This is a genomic window from Dellaglioa sp. CoH-55-MRSF-8 (genome assembly GCF_056782195.1).
The window spans coordinates 1-17,684 of record NZ_JBXAYH010000002.1; the positions used below are offsets into that span (position 1 = coordinate 1).

Sequence of the window (17,684 nt, forward strand, 5' to 3'; positions counted from 1 at the left end):
AATACTGGGATAAAGCCATTTAGAAACATATTAAATTTTATATTATTTCATCCGTCAACTTGACAGGGCCTAGTACAGGTCATGGTGGCCTCTTTTTTTGTTTTCAGAATAAAAAACTGGTGTTGATGAATTTTATTTCACCAACACCAGAAAGTGTACACCCTTAAAATAGCTATGTTCTATAATGTTTTTTAAATTTGTTTCAACAAACTAATATTGTCCTTTTTTGAATAAGATAGGACAATTGATGACTTAATCCAGTAGTTGTATGAATAATGTATTGTGTTAAAAATTAGCGTTTAATTTATCTATTACTTTTTAGGACGATGTACAGGGTATACAGTGAAATTAATAGGGCAACGATACTTACTGTTGTAGATAGAATATTCATTTGTTTTACCTCCATTTTTTAGATATACTATAAAGACAGGATAATTATGTAGAATAACTTTATCTATTAACAAATGTCACTAATGCTAACTGTATAACAGCAGTTAGCATTTTTTATTAATACTCCATGCGATATATATAATAGCATCAGAGTAGAATGAAGACAGATCTATTTTAAGTTTTAAGCTAAAAATAGTTTATTATGATCTATTTTATAACCTAAAATTAAATGTAAATTTTTATCAATAGTTTGGATAAACAGCTTATTATGACGTGATTTCAACTCAGATACGTGAAGTAAATCTTGAAGTAACAAGGGTTTATCAGAGGGAGTAACAATTAAAATAAAATATTCTGATGTACTAATTACCTTAGAAATAGGGTAAAATAGATTATTAGTAGTGTAATATAAATTAAAATTTTTATTTAAATCAATAGTGGCTAATTCTAAATCGATCATTCGCATAATATTTAACCATCCTTTAGTAGAAGATATAATTATTATGCATTTTTTTTAATGAAAATGAAAGGAATGAGGAAAAAAAATGCCAAGAGGATTAATTATTGAAGATGATACAATTATTTCTGATAATATTGTTGAAGCAACAGCAAAAATTATGACGTTAGAGCAAGCGTTCGATGGCGAGGAAGGCTTTTTTAAAGCTTCACAAAATATATATGATATTATTATTTTAGATTTAATGCTTCCTACAATATCGGGATTTGATGTATTAAAAAAAATTCGAGAAAAGAAAATTGACACGGCAGTGCTAATCTTATCAGCAAAAGATAGTGTTGACGATAAAATTACCGGATTTAATTTAGGGGCGGATGATTATTTAGCTAAGCCATTCAATTTAAACGAATTACAAATGAGAATAAAGGCTCTTCTGAAAAGAACAATGAAATTTGAAATAGATAGTGAATTAAAATATCAAGATATGATTTTATCTGATAACAGAACAATTATTTCTGGCAGCCAATCTATCAATTTACAGGGTAAAGAGTATGAATTTTTAACATACTTACTGGAAAATAAGAATACTATTTTAACGAAAGAACAAATATTTGACCGTGTTTGGGGATTTACGTCCGATACTAGCATTACGGTTGTAGAAGTTTATATGAGTAATCTGAGAAAAAAATTAAAAAAGATTGGTCATGAAAAAATGATTCGAACAATTAGAAACGTTGGTTATCTGGTTGAACCTGATGAAAAATAAGGCAAATAGAGATACGCGTATAAAATTATTTTTTATGTATCTTTTAAGCTTCAGTATTATTTTTGTAACACTTGGTTTAATTGTATATAGTTCATTTAATGACACCTTAACAGTTAATGTAGATATATCAATGAAAAAACAAATTAGACGAATAAAAGATTCTAATTATGTCTCCATAAATAGAATCGATGATAGTCCACTTTTGAAGCAAGCACCTGACTTTAAAGTCTATCAAATCTTATGGTCACAAAATGGAGAAATAATTAATAAAGATGCAATGGGTACCAGATACCCCGTTTTTAATAAGATACCATTTAAAAAATCTGATTTAAACAAATTTAAAACAATTAAACAAAAAAACGGACCTACGTTTAGGTCATACTTAATGGAAATTCCAGACTCAGCTGTTAAAAAATGGCATAAAGCACGATATATTCAAATTATTGAAAATATTGAGATTAATCAAAACTCATTGATTAGTTTTAGGAATATTTTACTTGTATCTCTGCTTATTTTTGGAATGTTGTCGATTGCCTTAAGTGTTATTTTATCATCTATTAGTATTAAACCAACGATTAGTGCATGGAATAAGCAAAGAGAATTTATCGATAATGCAGCCCATGAGCTTAGAACACCATTGACGATAGTACAAAATAAATTAGAGTATTTGTTAACAAAACCTAATGCAAATATTATCGATGAAAGCGAGTCAATTGCAACTTCATTAAGTGAGATTAGACGATTAAATAATCTAACAAAAGATCTATTATTGTTAGCTAATTCAGATTCTAATGCTAATGTGTTTAACTTTAAGAAAGTCCTTGCTAAGGAATACTTTGAGAATATTATTCATCCTTATGCAGATATTGCGCTTAGTCAAAATAAACAATTTTATTTTCAAATAAATATTGCAAGTAAGTACATTCAATTAGACGAAGACCGTATACATCAATTAATTGTCATTTTACTTGATAATGCATTGAAATACACAGTAGCGGGTAATGAAATTTCGTTTATCGTTATTGAGTCGGCTAAGCAACTAGTGATACAAGTCATTAATGATGGAGAAAATATTAGTGATACACATAAAAAAATAATCTTCCAACGCTTTTATAGAGAAGAAAAATCAAGAAATCGTAAAACAGGTGGTAATGGGTTAGGCTTGTCAATTGCGAAATGGATCGTTGAAGAGCATAAAGGTAAAATTGAAGTTAGAAATAAGATACCGAAGGGTGTCGTTTTTGAAGTTACATTACCAATGAAATCAAATGAATAAGTAAGGATAGGTTAATAATATGGAATTAGAATTTTTAGGTACAGGAGCAGGAGCACCTGCAAAAAATAGAAATGTAACCAGTATTGCACTAAAACTACTAGATGAACGTAATAGTGTTTGGTTGTTTGATGTAGGTGAAGCAACACAACATCAAATTTTACAAACGACAATAAAACCTCGGAAAATCGAAAAAATATTCATTACACATTTACACGGAGATCATATTTTTGGGTTGCCAGGTCTTTTGAGTAGCCGATCATTTCAAGGAGGTAATGGACCTTTAACTATTTTTGGTCCTAAAGGAATTCAAAATTTTGTGAAGACCAGTTTACAAGTTTCTGAAACGAAGTTGTCATATACAATTAAATTTGTAGAACTTGATAAACCTGGATTAATATTTGAAGATAGCACTTTTAAAGTATATTTTGATTACTTAGATCATCGTATTATAAGCGTGGGTTATCGAATTGTGGAACATGATTATGCAGGCGAATTACAAATAGATAAACTTAAAGAATTAAATATTCCGTCTGGTCCAATTTATGGAGAATTAAAAGCCGGTAAAATAGTTCAATTAGAAGACGGCACAAAATTAAATGGAAATGATTTTTTGGGAGAAACTAAAAAAGGGCGTATTGTCACAATTTTGGGCGATACAAGAAAAACAAAAAATAGTTATACATTAGCTGAAAATGCAAATGTTCTGGTTCATGAGAGTACATTTGAAAAAGCTGAATCAAAAATGGCAAGGAATTATTATCATACAACTAGTGCTCAGGCTGCAGAAATCGCTAAAAAATCAAACGTGAAAATGTTATTATTGACACATATTTCCGCAAGATATGTTGGTAAAATGGCCATTACTTTACAGAGTGAGGCAAGAAGTATCTTTAAAAATACAACGGTTGTTAGAGATTTTGATGTAATTAATGTGCCGTTTTCTCAAAAGGAAAAAGTAAATGATTAGTCAATATAAAGAGTTAAAAGATTTACGTAATAGAATCGTTCTAATTAGTGGTGGTTCAAGTGGTTTAGGTAAGGAACTGGCATATGAGGTTGCTAGAAAAGGTGCAATTGTTGTTATTTGCGCTAGACAAATGGATAAACTTACAGAGGTTAAAGATGCTTGTCAGCGTCTATCTGGTCGATTGGCTTATGCGATTGAATGTGATGTTTCTGATCCAATTCAAATTGAAAAAATGGTTAAAAAAATTGAATCTTCAATTGGACCGATTGAAGTACTTATAAATAATGCAGGGTTTGGTTTGATGGAGAATGTGTTATCTTTTGATATGGATGTTGCTGAAAAAATGTTTAGAGTAAACGTCTTGGGGCTAATGTACATGACTCAAAATGTTGCGCTAAATATGGCAGATAGAAAATATGGCGTTATTATTAATATTGCATCTATTGCTGGGAAAATTGCAACACCGAAATCAGCAATTTATTCAGCAACGAAATATGGTGTCCTTGGTTATTCTAATGCGTTGAGATTAGAATTAAAACCACTAGGGATTAAAGTTATGACAGTTAATCCTGGACCAATTGATACTAATTTCTTCAAAATAGCTGATAAAGAGGGCAACTATTTAAAAAATATTGGATCAATGATGCTAAATCCTGCGCATGTTGCAAAGATTATATCAAGAAACATAAGTACAAATAAACGCGAAATTAATTTACCATATTATATGGAAATGGCATATTTGGGATATACAATTTTCCCTAAAATGGGAGATTTACTTGCGGGTACAGTATTTAACAAAAAATAGTGGGGGAAAATATGAAAAAACAATGGCGAACAATCATAGCGTTATTACTTATTATCGTAATAGCAATTTTTTCAATTTTAAATGTAAAGGAAGTTTCAATTAATTTTTGGTTTGCAGAAATTAAAATGCCAATGATTCTTATTTTATTATTTTCAATTTTAGCAGGAGCACTACTGATAGGTCTGTTAACAACAAGTGCAACTTTAAAATTAAAAAAAGAAAATAAAGAATTAAATCAACAATTGGATGACTATAAAAATAATTTTGATGAATCATTGAAAAATTCAATTGATAAAATAAAAACTCAGAATAGAAAAGAAGTTCAATTACTACAAAATGAAATTAAAACGTTAAAATCAGAAAATATAAATCGTTAGTAAAGTAGAGGTTTAACATGATTGAATCAAAGTATAGTTGGAAGTTTTTAGATTTAAGTAATGACAAAATACCTAATGAAATATTTGAAAATATTCAATTAGATCATTCATTGATATCTTTACTATGGAGCCGCGGACTTACATCTGAAAAAGCTATTACTGATTTTTTAAATGTAGGAGCAGAAAACATTCACGATCCAATGCTTATGCATGATATGAGTAAAGGAATTGAACGAATTCAACAAGCAATAGTTAAAAATCAAAAAATAACGGTTTATGGTGATTATGATGCTGATGGGTTAACGAGTACCTCAATCATGTTTGAGACACTTAGTGATATGGGCGCAGATGTGGAAACTTATATACCTAACCGATTTATAGATGGTTACGGACCTAATGTAGATGCTTATAAAAGAATAATAGACAATGGTACTAATTTGATTATTACTGTTGATAATGGTGTATCAGGGAATGAAGCAATAGAATTTGCTCAATCTCAAGGTATAGATGTTATCGTAACCGATCATCATGAATTACCAGATGTTTTACCAAAGGCTTATGCAATAATTCATCCTCGACATCCTGAAGGAAAATATCCGTTTGGAGAACTTTCAGGTGCTGGTGTGGCATTTAAAGTTGCGAGTGCATTAACAGGTGATATTTCAGAAGAATTACTAGATTTAGTGGTAATCGGTACAGTAGCAGATTTGGTATCACTGACAGATGAAAATCGTTCACTTGTAAGTTTCGGTCTGAAGGTTTTACAACAAACGTTCCGGCCAGGATTGATTGCATTAATGGAAGTTGCGAATGTAAAACAGGAAACAGTAGATGAAAAAGATATTGGTTTTGGTATTGCGCCGCGTTTAAATGCAATTGGGCGATTAGGTGATGCAAATATTGGTGTTGAACTGTTAACTAGTCTAGACGATGAACGAGCACAGGAAATAGCAAACTTTGTTCAATCTGAAAATGTACGCCGTCAAAAAATTGTAGCAGATATATTAGAACTAGCATTGAAACAGGCTACAGCAGAGTATAATCAGTACAAGAAAACACTGGTAATAACAGGTGAAAATTGGCACGAAGGTGTATTAGGTATCGTTGCTAGTCGTGTTGTTGAAGTAACTGGTAAACCGACAATTATTTTAAACCAAGATACAGAGAAGGGCTATTTAAAAGGATCCGGTCGAAGTATTGATACATTTCATTTGTATAACGCAATTAATGAACATAGAGAATTAACATCTCATTTTGGTGGACATCATATGGCCGTGGGATTAACATTTCCCATTCAAAACTTAGAAAGATTTAGATTAGACTTGGAAAATGAAGCAGTATCTCAAGGAATTCAATTGAACGTTAAGCCAGCCAAAGTGGTTGTAGCAAAGCTAAATGTAGATCAATTGACTTTGGATTTTTATAAGGATATTGAAAAATTAAAACCATTTGGTACAGACAATGAAAAACCGATTTTTGAAATTAAATATAAATCAATACAAAATGTTAAGGCTATTGGTAAAACAGGAACTCACTTAAAATTTGAAGTTGTTGGTGAGAAAGAAAAAATTAGTGGAATTTCATTTTCAAATGCAAAGTATGTTGATGATTTCAAGAATACTTTAGATGAGATCAAATTAATCGGTGAAATTGAAAAAAATGTATGGATGAATAAAACAAATTTACAGTTAATGGTACAGGACATTAAATTTGAAGGGCTTGTAATTATTGATGAAAGAACTGACCACGTGAATAAAAGTTTATTTCAAAATGAAGGCTTGTTTATATTCTGGAATAAAAAAAATTATGACCAAGTAAAACAATTTTCATCAGACAAACAGATATTTAAGCAGGCTGATCAACTAAAAAGTGTATCAGATTTTGATAATCAAAGAACAATTATATTTGTAGATTGCCCAAGCTCGTTGGAACAAATGTCTACAATATTACGTTTATCGGATAGTCAGAAAATAATTGCAGTATTTTTAAAGACTAACAGTGCCTATTTAGATGGTATGCCATCCAGAGAACAGTATGCAAAGTTATATAAATTTGTGATGAGTCATAAAGATGTTGATATTAATAATCAACTAATCGTCTTATCTGATTTTTTAAAAATAAAGAAAAATTTATTAATATTCATGATTAAGGTGTTTTTAGAGTTGGAATTTGTTAAAATAAAAGATGGATTAATGACTGGAAAAAGTACAACAAATAAAATGGACATTAAAAATACTTCTGAATATAAGCTAAGAAATAATCGAATATTAGCTGAAGATAAGTTAGTCTACTCTAAAGAGAATGATCTTAAAAAGTGGATACTTGAACAATTGAATACAGAAGATTAAAGGAGCGTTTATTAATGGTATTAGATTTAACAAAGTATATTGCTGCAATTCCTGATTACCCAGAAAAAGGTGTTGTTTTTCGAGATATATCACCCTTAATGGCAGACGGAGCAGCATACCGCGAAGCAACAAATAAAATTGTAGAATATGCCAAGAGTAAAAATGTTGAGATGATTGTTGGCCCTGAAGCTAGAGGGTTTATTGTTGGATGTCCAGTGGCCTATGATCTAGGTGTAGGATTTGCACCAGCTAGAAAAAAAGGTAAGTTACCTCGAGAAACCGTTGAGGCCAAGTATGCATTGGAGTACGGAGAATCTGCACTATATATGCATAAGGATGCGGTACAACCTGGACAGAGGGTTTTAGTAACAGATGATTTATTAGCAACTGGTGGTACGATTGCAGCGACGATAGAATTAGTTGAACAATTAGGTGGTATTGTTGTAGGGACTGCCTTTTTTATTGAATTAGATGATTTAAAGGGCCGTCAAAAAATAAAAGACTATGATATATTCAGTTTAATGAACTATTAAATTCATGATTACAGCTTTATGATAGCTATTGTTGTATAATTTTATAAAATGAGGCTCTAGTATTGGATTTTCGTCCAATACTAGAGCTTTTTATTTTTAAATTAAGCTACGAGCTTTTGAATATTATCTTCCTTTTACCAAGAACAGACGGTTGTTTGCGAAATATTAATTATATATACATCAGTTTGGGTCCAAGATACAGGTATAATACTGATTTTTTATAATTCAGAAAGTCACTTAAAGCTTTTTTAATGTTAGGTATATAAAAATGTGCGAAATATGTGCAAAGTCATATGATGTTTTAATGCTTTATAGTCTCTTTTTATACAAAATAAAAAACACAAATGCCTTTAAACTGGCGTTTGTGTTTTTTTATTTTGGTTTAATATGATATAAAAAGGAGAGTACAGGATTTGAACCTGCGCGCGCCATTACAGCGTTCGCCGGATTTCGAGTCCGGTGCATTACCACTCTGCCAACTCTCCAAAATAACTTTGTTTAGTATATCAACTTTTTAATATAATTGCAAAACTCATTTAATTATTATCAATGCTTATTAAGTTAGCAAGAAATATCCACGTGTAGCTTGCGCCAAATAATAAGCTTAGCAGATGAATATATAAAATTATTGTTGGATATGACTGAACATTTTGAATAGAATTTATGGGGTCTCCAAAAAAATCACTCAAGCCATAATATGAAATAGCTACTAAGTGATCAACAACATGGACACTGGGTAACTTAGAGACAAATTCGGTAACTTTTGATTCACCTCCTAAAACGCCTATTAAAGAAGTTCCAACAAGCAAACCTTCATAGAAAATATTTAATGCAAATTCAGCAATAACCTGTACAGTATGTGCAAAATTATTTTGAACAATGTATGAAAGTAATTTTAATAAATAGAATGAACTAAAGGTAATGATAATAATACCTAATATAAATGTAAAAATAACTGTTGTTTCCATTAGTGGTGTAATCAAATTCATATAATTAATTAGATAAAAAATGAATGTAGTAATAAGTAATAATAAATACGATTCAATTTGCCAGAGTTTTGTTTTTTTAGGGAATAATTTTAGGTATGAAAAAAAACTATAACAAAACAGTAATGAAGCAATGCTAAATGTTAGTAGTCTTAAAATTAAGAACCTGGGGAAAAACATTAGACCAAAAATTGTACCTATTAAAAAACTTACTGCATAAAAATAAAATTTTTGTTCTTTTTCTTGAATAACTAAAAACGACAAAAAAGGGTGTTTAAATCTATTTTGTCTTGGTATTTTTGTAGGGGTGAATATATATTTAAAAAAATTAGTCAAACCTTTATCCCAAATAGTTAACCCAATCATAGACACCCAAATAATTAAAACAATTAAATAAAATGTTTGTGCAATCATATTAATCCCCTTTTTCGTATAAATATATGGTTAAATTTTATACGTCTAACTGGACAATTACAAGAGAATACATAAAGTGATTCTATAATTAGTATTCAAGGGGAATTAAGTGCAATTAAGTGCAATTAAGTGCAATACGACCAATGAGTCTTGTAATCGTTGCCAAATTTTATCTGTTCGCCGAGTGTGATAGTTTATTGATAAAGATATTTCTAGGGTAGTAATAAAAGTATTTAGGTTTAGTATTTGAAACTGAATAATGATACCTTTTTAAACCAGTGATACCAAATCTTGCCATCAAATGAGACATCAAGTACAATAAAAACAATATAATAAATGGAAGCTGGAAGATTAATGAAAATTGGAATTGATCGAATTAATTTTTTTACATCGAATCAGTACGTTGATATGTCAGAATTAGCTAATGTCAGAAATGTAGATCCTAATAAATATTTAATTGGAATTGGCCAATCAAAAATGGCTGTTATACCGCCGACACAGGACGTGGTGACGATGGGTGCAAATGCTGCAGATCTATTAATAGATAACGAAAATAGAGACAAAATTGACTTTGTTATTTTTGCAACAGAATCCGGTATTGATAATTCAAAGTCGGCAGGAGCCTACGTTTCAGGTCTTTTAGGCTTAAAACACGTGAGATCAATCGAAATTAAGCAAGCTTGCTATGGAGCAACGGCCGCTATTCAATTGGCAAAAGGACATGTGTCGCTTAATCCAAATAGTCAGGTTTTAGTCATTGGTGCTGATATTGCTAGATATGGTCTAAATACTGCGGGTGAACCTACACAAGGTGGCGGCGCTGTCGCAATGATTATTACGAAAAACCCAAAAATACTTTTATTAGATGCAGATAGTGGATTTGTAACGGAAAATGTTATGGATTTTTGGCGCCCATTAAATCACAGCGAAGCACTTGTAGACGGTAAAACTTCTCAGAACGTATATTTAGATTTTTTTAATCAAACATGGAATGAGTATAAAAATAAAACAGGATTAACTGTTGCTGATTTTAAGGCTATTTTATATCATTTGCCATATACAAAACTTGGTGTTAAAGGTTTAAGAGAAGTCCTTAATGAAGCGACAGATAGCAAAAAAATTGAATTAGAACGAGAATTTGAGGCAGCTAAAAAGTATAATAATCAGGTTGGAAATTTATATACTGGCTCACTATATTTAAGCTTTATATCTTTACTTGAAAATAGTAATGATTTAGAGGCCGGTGATAGAATAGGGATGTATAGCTATGGTTCAGGGGCAGTTGGAGAATTCTTTTCTGGTACATTAACAGATAATTTCAAGAGTCAATTACCGAAAATTAATTTAGAAGAACGTGTTCAAGTTTCTATTGAATTATACGAGAATATGTATCAAAATCATTTAAAAAATGATGGAGCAGATATTTATTTAGATTACAGTAATGATAAATCTAAATATATTTTAATAGGCAGCAAAAATATGCAAAGGCAATATTCTATTCAATAGAAAAAGCTACTAGATTAGTCTGACTAATTTAGTAGCTTTTTCTGCTTTGTTCATTAAAAATGACGATAGAGTCCAATGACTTTGCCTAAAATAGAGACAGAATCTAAAATAATTGGTTCCATTGAATCATTTTCGGGTTGGAGACGAAAATGATTTTCTTCTTTGAAAAATCTTTTACAGGTTGCCTCATCAAATTCATTCATTGCAATAACAATTTCACCATTTTCAGCAGTTGACTGTTTTCTGACAATAACTTGATCTTCATTTAATATCCCAATATTAATCATGCTTTCTCCGCGAATTGTTAACATGAATAAATCATCTGAGGAATTAAAGTCAGGTGGGAGGGGGAAATAATCAGTTACCTGTTCAACAGCCAAAATGGGTACACCAGCAGTAACGGTCCCGACCATTGGAATTAAATTTTCATGACTATTAACGCCAATCGCATCTAATCCAAGTGGTGTAAGTTCAATTGCCCTAGGTTTGGTGGGATCTTTAGTTAGTAATCCTTTTTTTTCAAGTCGAGCAATGTGTCCATGAACAGTGGAAGTAGATGATAGAGAAACAGCTTCGCCAATTTCTCTAACAGTTGGTGGATAACCCTTCGTGTCCACTCGTTCATGAATAAAGCGCAAGACTGCAAGTTGTTTGCTGTCAGATGCTTTTGTCATTTAGTACACCTCATCATCATTATTTATTATTTTAATAGTAGCATATGAAAGTAGTTGTTGCAAACAAACGTTCGGTTAATTTGAATAATTGTTTTTTATCATATTATCAGGTATGCTTATGAGTGAAATTTTAAGGAGTGATAATAAATGATCCCAGAAGATTTAGCACCAAGAATAAATGAATTAGCTGCAAAAAGTAAAACTGATGAAGGTTTAACAAAGGCTGAAGAAGCTGAAAGAAAAGAACTTCGTGAAACGTATCTTGCATTATTTAGAGAAAGTTTTAGAAGTCGAGTTGAAATGATGCAGGTTTATGATAAAACAGGTAAAGAAGTAACACCTGACAAAGTAAAAAAAGTTCAACGTGATAAAGGTTTACGAGATAACTAAGAAAATAGTTCCCAATTTGAATAGATTTACCTTTTCTTTTATGTGAAAATTGTGTAGAATTAGTGATTGAAGTGAATTGAAAGGGGTCTTGAATTATGTCAATGGGAATGACGATTTTAATCGCCGTTATTGCGTTAGCAGTTGGACTTGTCGGAGGATTTTTCGGTGCTCGTAAGTATATGGAAACATATTTACAAAAGAACCCACCAATCAATGAAGATATGTTAAGAATGATGATGGTCCAAATGGGCCAAAAACCTTCTGAAAAGAAATTACATCAGATGATGTCATCTATGAATGCACAAGCAAAAAATAGTTCGCAAAAAAAATAATTTAATATTTTATGAACAGGCAAGGATTTCCTTTGCTTGTTTTTTTTTATAAAAAGGAGGAGTTAGAATGACTATATTTAGAAAACTTGGATGGTTTTTTAAACAAGAAAAAAAATCGTATGGAATCGCAGTATTCTTTCTGATTTTAGTGGCAATCTTCCAAATTATTCCACCTAAAATTATTGGAAATATCGTTGATAGTATGAGTGAAAATGAACTAACAGTGAGTAAGTTAGCAATTTGGATTAGTATCTTAGTTTTTGTTGCATTAGGGCAATATCTGTTTAGATATATCTGGAGAACCAATATTTGGGGTAGCGCTGCTCGCCTTGAAAAAATTTTACGTACTCGATTATTTAAACATTTTATGCAAATGGATCAATCTTTTTTTCAGCAAAATAGAACAGGCGATTTGATGGCACATGCAACGAATGATTTAACAGCTATTCAGCAGGTTGCTGGTGCAGGTATACTAACTTTTGCTGATTCAATTATCACGGGTGGGACAACTATAATTGCAATGATATTTTTAATAGATTGGCGTTTAACAATCTTAGCAATTATTCCGTTACCTTTATTGGCGGTTATGGCTAGATATTTAGGAACTAAAATACACACTGCTTTCTCTACATCTCAAGCAGCGTTTTCAACGTTGAATAATAAAACGCAAGAGAGTGTCAGCGGAATTAAAGTGATTAAGACTCTTGGACAAGAACAAGAAGATATTGAAGATTTTGAAGGAAAAGTTGAAGAAACTATCAAGATTAATAGAAAAGTTAATTTATTGGATGCATTGTTTGATCCAATAACAAGTTTAATTATTGGATTGTCATATGTTTGCACTATCATTTTAGGTGGATACTATGTGGCTAACAACGTTATTTCAATTGGACAACTGATTTCATTTATAAGTTATATTGCGTTACTTGTTTGGCCGATGTTTGCTATTGGTCGATTATTTAATGTTATTGAACGTGGAAATGCTAGTTATGATCGTGTTCAAATATTATTAAATCAAAAAAGTGGCATTGTAGATAATGAAAAGGGGTTAGATAAATTACCGGTGGGATCTTTTAAATTTGATGTCCAGCATTTTAATTATCCAGATGATGATCGGGAAAGCTTGCATAATGTTAAATTTGAAATTGGTTCTGGTCAAACTCTTGGCATTGTTGGAAAAACGGGTGCTGGCAAATCAACGATTATGAAATTGATACTTCGTGAATTTGATGCATACAACGGAATGATTTCAGTTAATAATTCAAATATTAAAGAGTATGCCTTAGATACGTATCTGAAGTCAATTGGTTACGTTCCTCAGGAAAGCTTTTTATTTTCAACAACTATTTTAAATAATATACGTTTTGCTAATATGAATTTAACAAAAGAAAAGGTTGAAATGGCTGCATTTAATGCTGATTTGGATAGTGATATCACTGAATTACCACTAAAATATGAAACAGAGGTTGGAGAACAAGGAATATCCCTCTCTGGTGGCCAAAAGCAACGTTTAGCTATCGCTCGTGCCCTTGTAATTAATCCAGAGCTATTAATTTTGGATGATGCTCTTTCGGCAGTTGATGCCAGAACGGAATCTATTATTTTAACTAGATTAAAAGAGAAACGTCAAAATAAAACAACTATTATTTCTGCAAGCCGTATGAGTAGTGTAAAAGATGCAGATGAAATTATCGTAATTGATGGTGGAACAATTATTGAGCGAGGACAGCATGATACGTTAATGACATCAAAAGGTTGGTACTATCAAATGACAACTAAACAACAACTTGAAAGCAAGTTAGAGGGAGATGAAATTAATGAGTGAAAAGCCTAAATCTAGCTGGCAAAAAGAACTGAGCGGTAAAGAACAAAGAACAGTTATTAAAAGATTGTTGCCCTATACAAAAGATTTTAAAGCCGATTTTTTAATCGCAATTTTATTTGCGGCCATATTAAGTGGAATTAATATATTACTACCTCTTCTTTTACAGTATTATATGGATAACTATCTTCAATCGAAATCAACACCACTAAATATTATGTTTTTATTTGCGGGTCTTTACTTTATCGGTGTAATTTTAAAAGCAATTACTCAATTCATTCAAATGTATTTGTACTCAATGGGTGCAGAAAAAACATTAGAAAAAATACGTGTCATTCTTTTTAAAAAAATTCACACGTTAGGGATGCGTTACTTTGATAAGACACCGGCTGGAGCTGTTGTTTCTAGGGTTACTAATGATACGATGACATTAGCAGATTTTTGGACGCTATTTATGACATTAATCGTTGGTGTATTTTCACTTATCTCTGCTTTTGTAGCAATGTATATTGCCAAGCCACAGATTGCATTGGTAACGTTGATTTTTATACCAATTTTACTAATAACAACATGGTATTACCAACGGTTTAGTTCAAAGGTTTATCGACAAATGAGAGAATATTTGAGTCGATTAAATACTAAATTAAATGAATCTATCGTTGGAATAAATGTGATTCAACAATTTCGCCAAGAAAAACGGATTGAAGGCGAATTTGAGGACACTAATGAACTTTATTTGAAAAAAAGATTTGAAATGATTCGAACTAATTCATTGTTACTTTCACCAATTATTAGTTTATTTTATGCATTGGCTGTAGTAATGACACTTGGGTTATTTGGAATTAGCAGTTTAGATCATTTTGTTGAAGCAGGAATGGTATATGCATTTCTAACATATTTACAAAATTTCTTCAATCCCATGACAAACTTAATGGATTATTTGACAACTTTCCAAGATGGAATCGTTGCAGGTAGCCGAATCATTAGTGTTCTTGATGACCAAACAATAGAACCACAACAAACACCCGTGGCAGGAGCCACAATTACTGAAGGTAAAATTGAATTCAAAAATGTTACTTTTTCTTATGATGATGAGAATGCTGTTTTAAAGAATATATCATTTACGGTACAACCTGGTGAAACACTTGCTTTCGTTGGACACACGGGTAGTGGTAAAAGTTCAACCATCAATATTTTGATGAGATTTTATGATTTTGAAGAAGGGCAAATTTTAATTGATGGTTTAGATATTAAAAAATATTCGACAGAAGAGTTACGTAAAAAAATGGGGCTTGTATTACAAGATTCATTTTTATTTTATGGTAATGTTGCTTCAAATATTAGAATGTTTAATCAAGATATTACTGATGAACAAATTGAAAAAGCTGCTAAATTTGTTCATGCTGATCAATTTATTGATAAATTACCTCGGCAGTATCAAACGAAAGTTGTTGAACGAGGGGCAACATACTCCGCTGGTGAAAAGCAATTGATTTCATTTGCGAGAACGATTGTAACTAATCCCAAAATTTTAATATTGGATGAAGCTACAGCTAATATTGATACGGAGACGGAACAACTTATACAAGATGGGTTAAAACAAATGAGACAAAATAGAACGACGCTTGTTATCGCACACAGACTGTCAACTATTGTTGACGCTAACCAAATTCTAGTGTTGGATAAGGGTCAAATTGTTGAACGAGGAACACATGAAGAATTACTAAAATTAAATGGTAAATACGCTGACATGTATAGTTTACAAAATATATCAGATGATTAAGTTTAATTTTAAATAAAAATACTGGTAGAAAATCAATATGATTTCCTACCAGTATTTTTTTTGGAATTTAATTATTATTTTTACTTTTATGGGGATCAACATATTTAAAATTGGGATTAATTTCAGTATCTAATTTTTGAAATGCAGCCATTAATTGGGTGTCCATTTCTGTTTGGACCTCATCAGTCAATTTTGTTTTTTTGTCTAAATAGATTGGATCACCGAATGAAACGGTTACTCTTTTTCTACTGAAAAGTTGCTTTAAGGTTAATGGACCTTGATAGACTGCTGGAACTAGGGGTACCTGTGCCATTCGAGCAATTAAGAGTGAACCACCTTTTAATTCCTCGGAATGTCGGGTACCTGAGGGAAACATAATTAATGATAATTCGCCTTTTTTTAAAAATTTAACTGGCGTTTTAATTGTTGATGGACCTGGATTTTCTCGATCAACTGGAAAAGCATTGGCATGAATTAAGATATAGCGTAAAATTGGATTTACAAATAGTTCTTTTTTTGCCATAAATGAAAACTTTTTAGGACTACCAGCTAAGGCAAAGTAAAGGGGGTCAAACCAAGTTCGGTGTGGACCTACTAAAATATACGATCCTTCAGGTAGTTTTTCTTTATTAATATAGTGGGCATTCCCATTGATTAAGAATAAAAGTACTCGTACAATACCTCGTGCAAATGAATAAAACATGTGGCAACAATCCTTTCAAATTTTAAACTTTGTATGGTAAGTATGACTAATTAAATTAAAAGTTGCAAGTTTAAAAAAAATTATAGAAAATGGGTAATGAAAAATGGTTTCACTTAATAACAATGAACGTATTGACCAATTATACTCAAATCAAATTAAAATCATTCAGAGTTCAGATGTTTTTTCTTTTTCACTGGATGCTGTTTTATTAGCCCATTTTGCAGATGTTTCAAGAAAAGAATCAACTAAAATAGTTGATTTATGTGCGGGCAATGGTGCAGTCGGGTTATTTGTTAGTCAAAAAACAAAGGGTCAAATTTATCAGATTGAACTTCAAGAAAAATTAGCTGATATGGCAAATAGAAGTATTGAATTGAATCACTTGGAAAATCAAGTACAAGTTAAGCAAACAGATTTAATCAACACGTTTGATTATCTAGAAAAAGACTCAATTGATACCGTATTGTGTAATCCACCTTATTTTCCAAATACGCCACAATCTTCTCAGAATCCTAACAAGTATTTAGCAATTGCACGACATGAAATTACAACTAATTTAGATAGTATTCTAGAAATTACTAGCGGTTTATTGAAAATGAAGGGGAAAACTTTTTTCGTACACCGTCCTGATCGATTGCCTGAAATTCTAAGTAAAATGGTTAATCATCGGTTGGCGCCTAAAAAAATCCAATTTGTTCATCCAAAAGAGGGAAAAGAGGCTAACATGGTCCTAATTGAAGCAATTAAGGATGGCAATGCAGCAGGAATTAGGATTATGCCTCCTATTGTTGTTTATGGTAACGATGATGAGTACACACAAATGGTTCAGGAGATTGTTTATGGAAGATGAAAAAAAATATTATTTCTATGTATTACTGTGCGCTGATAATACACTATACGGCGGATTTACAACGGATCCCGAAAAAAGACTTGCAACGCATAATGCAGGGAAAGGTGCAAAGTACACAAAATTAGCTAGTAGACGGCCTTTGAAAATGATTTTGCAGGAATCATTTGAAACGAAATCTGAAGCATTAAAGAAAGAATATGCTTTCAAACACCAATCAAGAGATAAAAAAATTGCTTATTTAAAAAAGCAATCAGTTGAAATCTGAAATAATGTATAAAAAGATTTCAAATGATATAATGAAAGTA

Annotated in this window: 18 protein-coding genes and 1 tRNA gene; 14 read left to right on the plus strand and 5 right to left on the minus strand. The window is 31.2% G+C overall.

Annotated features, from left to right (window positions below):
- Positions 1-571: 571 nt before the first annotated feature.
- Complete coding sequence (locus tag AC1RPW_RS01825) at positions 572-850, minus strand: hypothetical protein (RefSeq protein ID WP_481761399.1); 279 nt, start codon at positions 848-850, stop codon at positions 572-574.
- A gap of 85 nt (positions 851-935) precedes the next feature.
- Here AC1RPW_RS01825 and AC1RPW_RS01830 point away from each other — a divergent pair, with 85 nt between their 5' ends.
- Genes AC1RPW_RS01830 through AC1RPW_RS01860 form a run of 7 tightly spaced genes read left to right on the plus strand, consistent with a single transcriptional unit; the run spans position 936 to position 7,919 of the window.
- The gene (locus tag AC1RPW_RS01830) at positions 936-1,613 is read left to right on the plus strand and encodes a response regulator transcription factor (protein WP_409022427.1); all 678 of its coding nucleotides are present in this window, start codon (positions 936-938) and stop codon (positions 1,611-1,613) included.
- Positions 1,603-2,889: a sensor histidine kinase gene (locus AC1RPW_RS01835; RefSeq protein ID WP_481762402.1), complete on the plus strand. Its 1,287-nt coding sequence runs from the start codon at positions 1,603-1,605 to the stop codon at positions 2,887-2,889. The genes AC1RPW_RS01830 and AC1RPW_RS01835 overlap by 11 nt, the downstream gene beginning before the upstream one ends.
- 19 nt (positions 2,890-2,908) lie before the next feature.
- Positions 2,909-3,856 carry a ribonuclease Z gene (gene rnz, locus AC1RPW_RS01840; protein WP_481761397.1) on the plus strand — a complete coding sequence of 316 codons (948 nt, stop codon included), beginning with the start codon at positions 2,909-2,911 and terminating at the stop codon, positions 3,854-3,856.
- The gene (locus AC1RPW_RS01845) at positions 3,852-4,661 is read left to right on the plus strand and encodes an SDR family NAD(P)-dependent oxidoreductase (protein WP_409022789.1); all 810 of its coding nucleotides are present in this window, start codon (positions 3,852-3,854) and stop codon (positions 4,659-4,661) included. Before rnz ends, AC1RPW_RS01845 begins: the two co-directional genes overlap by 5 nt.
- Positions 4,662-4,672: 11 nt before the next feature.
- Complete coding sequence (locus tag AC1RPW_RS01850; protein ID WP_481761396.1) at positions 4,673-5,038, plus strand: lipopolysaccharide assembly protein LapA domain-containing protein; 366 nt, start codon at positions 4,673-4,675, stop codon at positions 5,036-5,038.
- A gap of 17 nt (positions 5,039-5,055) precedes the next feature.
- The gene (recJ, locus tag AC1RPW_RS01855) at positions 5,056-7,386 is read left to right on the plus strand and encodes a single-stranded-DNA-specific exonuclease RecJ (protein WP_481761395.1); all 2,331 of its coding nucleotides are present in this window, start codon (positions 5,056-5,058) and stop codon (positions 7,384-7,386) included.
- 14 nt (positions 7,387-7,400) lie between these two features.
- A complete protein-coding gene (locus tag AC1RPW_RS01860; protein ID WP_481761394.1) occupies positions 7,401-7,919 on the plus strand; it encodes an adenine phosphoribosyltransferase in 519 nt (172 codons plus the stop codon).
- A gap of 398 nt (positions 7,920-8,317) precedes the next feature.
- On the opposite strand, the gene AC1RPW_RS01865 is transcribed toward AC1RPW_RS01860, so the two are convergent.
- Positions 8,318-8,404 (minus strand) — tRNA-Ser (locus AC1RPW_RS01865).
- Positions 8,405-8,455: 51 nt separating this feature from the next.
- On the minus strand, positions 8,456-8,908 hold the full coding sequence (locus AC1RPW_RS01870) for a hypothetical protein (protein WP_481769376.1): 453 nt from the start codon (positions 8,906-8,908) through the stop codon (positions 8,456-8,458).
- Between the two features lie 765 nt (positions 8,909-9,673).
- On the opposite strand from AC1RPW_RS01870, the gene AC1RPW_RS01875 reads away from it, so the two are divergent.
- Positions 9,674-10,825: a hydroxymethylglutaryl-CoA synthase gene (locus AC1RPW_RS01875; protein ID WP_481761392.1), complete on the plus strand. Its 1,152-nt coding sequence runs from the start codon at positions 9,674-9,676 to the stop codon at positions 10,823-10,825.
- 53 nt (positions 10,826-10,878) lie between these two features.
- Here AC1RPW_RS01875 and lexA read toward each other — a convergent pair whose 3' ends face one another.
- Positions 10,879-11,499 carry a transcriptional repressor LexA gene (lexA, locus tag AC1RPW_RS01880; RefSeq protein ID WP_409022434.1) on the minus strand — a complete coding sequence of 207 codons (621 nt, stop codon included), beginning with the start codon at positions 11,497-11,499 and terminating at the stop codon, positions 10,879-10,881.
- 147 nt (positions 11,500-11,646) lie between these two features.
- On the opposite strand from lexA, the gene AC1RPW_RS01885 reads away from it, so the two are divergent.
- The 4 genes from AC1RPW_RS01885 to AC1RPW_RS01900 all read left to right on the plus strand — a co-directional run bounded on the left by AC1RPW_RS01885 (position 11,647) and on the right by AC1RPW_RS01900 (position 15,826).
- Entirely contained in the window at positions 11,647-11,889 is a 243-nt protein-coding gene (locus AC1RPW_RS01885) for a DUF896 domain-containing protein (protein WP_409022435.1), read from the plus strand.
- 95 nt (positions 11,890-11,984) lie between these two features.
- The gene (locus AC1RPW_RS01890) at positions 11,985-12,221 is read left to right on the plus strand and encodes a YneF family protein (RefSeq protein WP_112249992.1); all 237 of its coding nucleotides are present in this window, start codon (positions 11,985-11,987) and stop codon (positions 12,219-12,221) included.
- Between the two features lie 67 nt (positions 12,222-12,288).
- Positions 12,289-14,046, plus strand: coding sequence for an ABC transporter ATP-binding protein (locus AC1RPW_RS01895; protein ID WP_481761391.1), 1,758 nt, complete (start codon positions 12,289-12,291; stop codon positions 14,044-14,046).
- Positions 14,039-15,826: an ABC transporter ATP-binding protein gene (locus AC1RPW_RS01900; RefSeq protein WP_481761390.1), complete on the plus strand. Its 1,788-nt coding sequence runs from the start codon at positions 14,039-14,041 to the stop codon at positions 15,824-15,826. The genes AC1RPW_RS01895 and AC1RPW_RS01900 overlap by 8 nt, the downstream gene beginning before the upstream one ends.
- 67 nt (positions 15,827-15,893) lie before the next feature.
- Here the strand turns inward: AC1RPW_RS01900 and AC1RPW_RS01905 are convergent, their stop codons facing one another.
- Positions 15,894-16,529, minus strand: coding sequence for a lysophospholipid acyltransferase family protein (locus AC1RPW_RS01905; protein WP_409022438.1), 636 nt, complete (start codon positions 16,527-16,529; stop codon positions 15,894-15,896).
- 103 nt (positions 16,530-16,632) lie between these two features.
- Between AC1RPW_RS01905 and AC1RPW_RS01910 the strand changes: the two genes are divergently transcribed.
- Positions 16,633-17,379, plus strand: a complete 747-nt coding sequence (locus AC1RPW_RS01910; RefSeq protein ID WP_409022439.1) for a tRNA1(Val) (adenine(37)-N6)-methyltransferase — start codon at positions 16,633-16,635, stop codon at positions 17,377-17,379.
- Complete coding sequence (locus AC1RPW_RS01915) at positions 17,369-17,644, plus strand: GIY-YIG nuclease family protein (RefSeq protein WP_409022440.1); 276 nt, start codon at positions 17,369-17,371, stop codon at positions 17,642-17,644. The genes AC1RPW_RS01910 and AC1RPW_RS01915 overlap by 11 nt, the downstream gene beginning before the upstream one ends.
- Positions 17,645-17,684 lie beyond the last annotated feature (40 nt).

Coding starts and splice junctions, on each gene's coding strand:
- AC1RPW_RS01825 (WP_481761399.1), bottom strand. CDS start 850: ATGATCGATTTAGAATTAGCCACTATTGATTTAAATAAAAATTTTAAT.
- AC1RPW_RS01830 (WP_409022427.1), top strand. CDS start 936: ATGCCAAGAGGATTAATTATTGAAGATGATACAATTATTTCTGATAAT.
- AC1RPW_RS01835 (WP_481762402.1), top strand. CDS start 1,603: ATGAAAAATAAGGCAAATAGAGATACGCGTATAAAATTATTTTTTATG.
- rnz (WP_481761397.1), top strand. CDS start 2,909: ATGGAATTAGAATTTTTAGGTACAGGAGCAGGAGCACCTGCAAAAAAT.
- AC1RPW_RS01850 (WP_481761396.1), top strand. CDS start 4,673: ATGAAAAAACAATGGCGAACAATCATAGCGTTATTACTTATTATCGTA.
- recJ (WP_481761395.1), top strand. CDS start 5,056: ATGATTGAATCAAAGTATAGTTGGAAGTTTTTAGATTTAAGTAATGAC.
- AC1RPW_RS01860 (WP_481761394.1), top strand. CDS start 7,401: ATGGTATTAGATTTAACAAAGTATATTGCTGCAATTCCTGATTACCCA.
- AC1RPW_RS01870 (WP_481769376.1), bottom strand. CDS start 8,908: ATGAATTTGATTACACCACTAATGGAAACAACAGTTATTTTTACATTT.
- AC1RPW_RS01875 (WP_481761392.1), top strand. CDS start 9,674: ATGAAAATTGGAATTGATCGAATTAATTTTTTTACATCGAATCAGTAC.
- lexA (WP_409022434.1), bottom strand. CDS start 11,499: ATGACAAAAGCATCTGACAGCAAACAACTTGCAGTCTTGCGCTTTATT.
- AC1RPW_RS01885 (WP_409022435.1), top strand. CDS start 11,647: ATGATCCCAGAAGATTTAGCACCAAGAATAAATGAATTAGCTGCAAAA.
- AC1RPW_RS01890 (WP_112249992.1), top strand. CDS start 11,985: ATGTCAATGGGAATGACGATTTTAATCGCCGTTATTGCGTTAGCAGTT.
- AC1RPW_RS01895 (WP_481761391.1), top strand. CDS start 12,289: ATGACTATATTTAGAAAACTTGGATGGTTTTTTAAACAAGAAAAAAAA.
- AC1RPW_RS01900 (WP_481761390.1), top strand. CDS start 14,039: ATGAGTGAAAAGCCTAAATCTAGCTGGCAAAAAGAACTGAGCGGTAAA.
- AC1RPW_RS01905 (WP_409022438.1), bottom strand. CDS start 16,529: ATGTTTTATTCATTTGCACGAGGTATTGTACGAGTACTTTTATTCTTA.
- AC1RPW_RS01910 (WP_409022439.1), top strand. CDS start 16,633: ATGGTTTCACTTAATAACAATGAACGTATTGACCAATTATACTCAAAT.
- AC1RPW_RS01915 (WP_409022440.1), top strand. CDS start 17,369: ATGGAAGATGAAAAAAAATATTATTTCTATGTATTACTGTGCGCTGAT.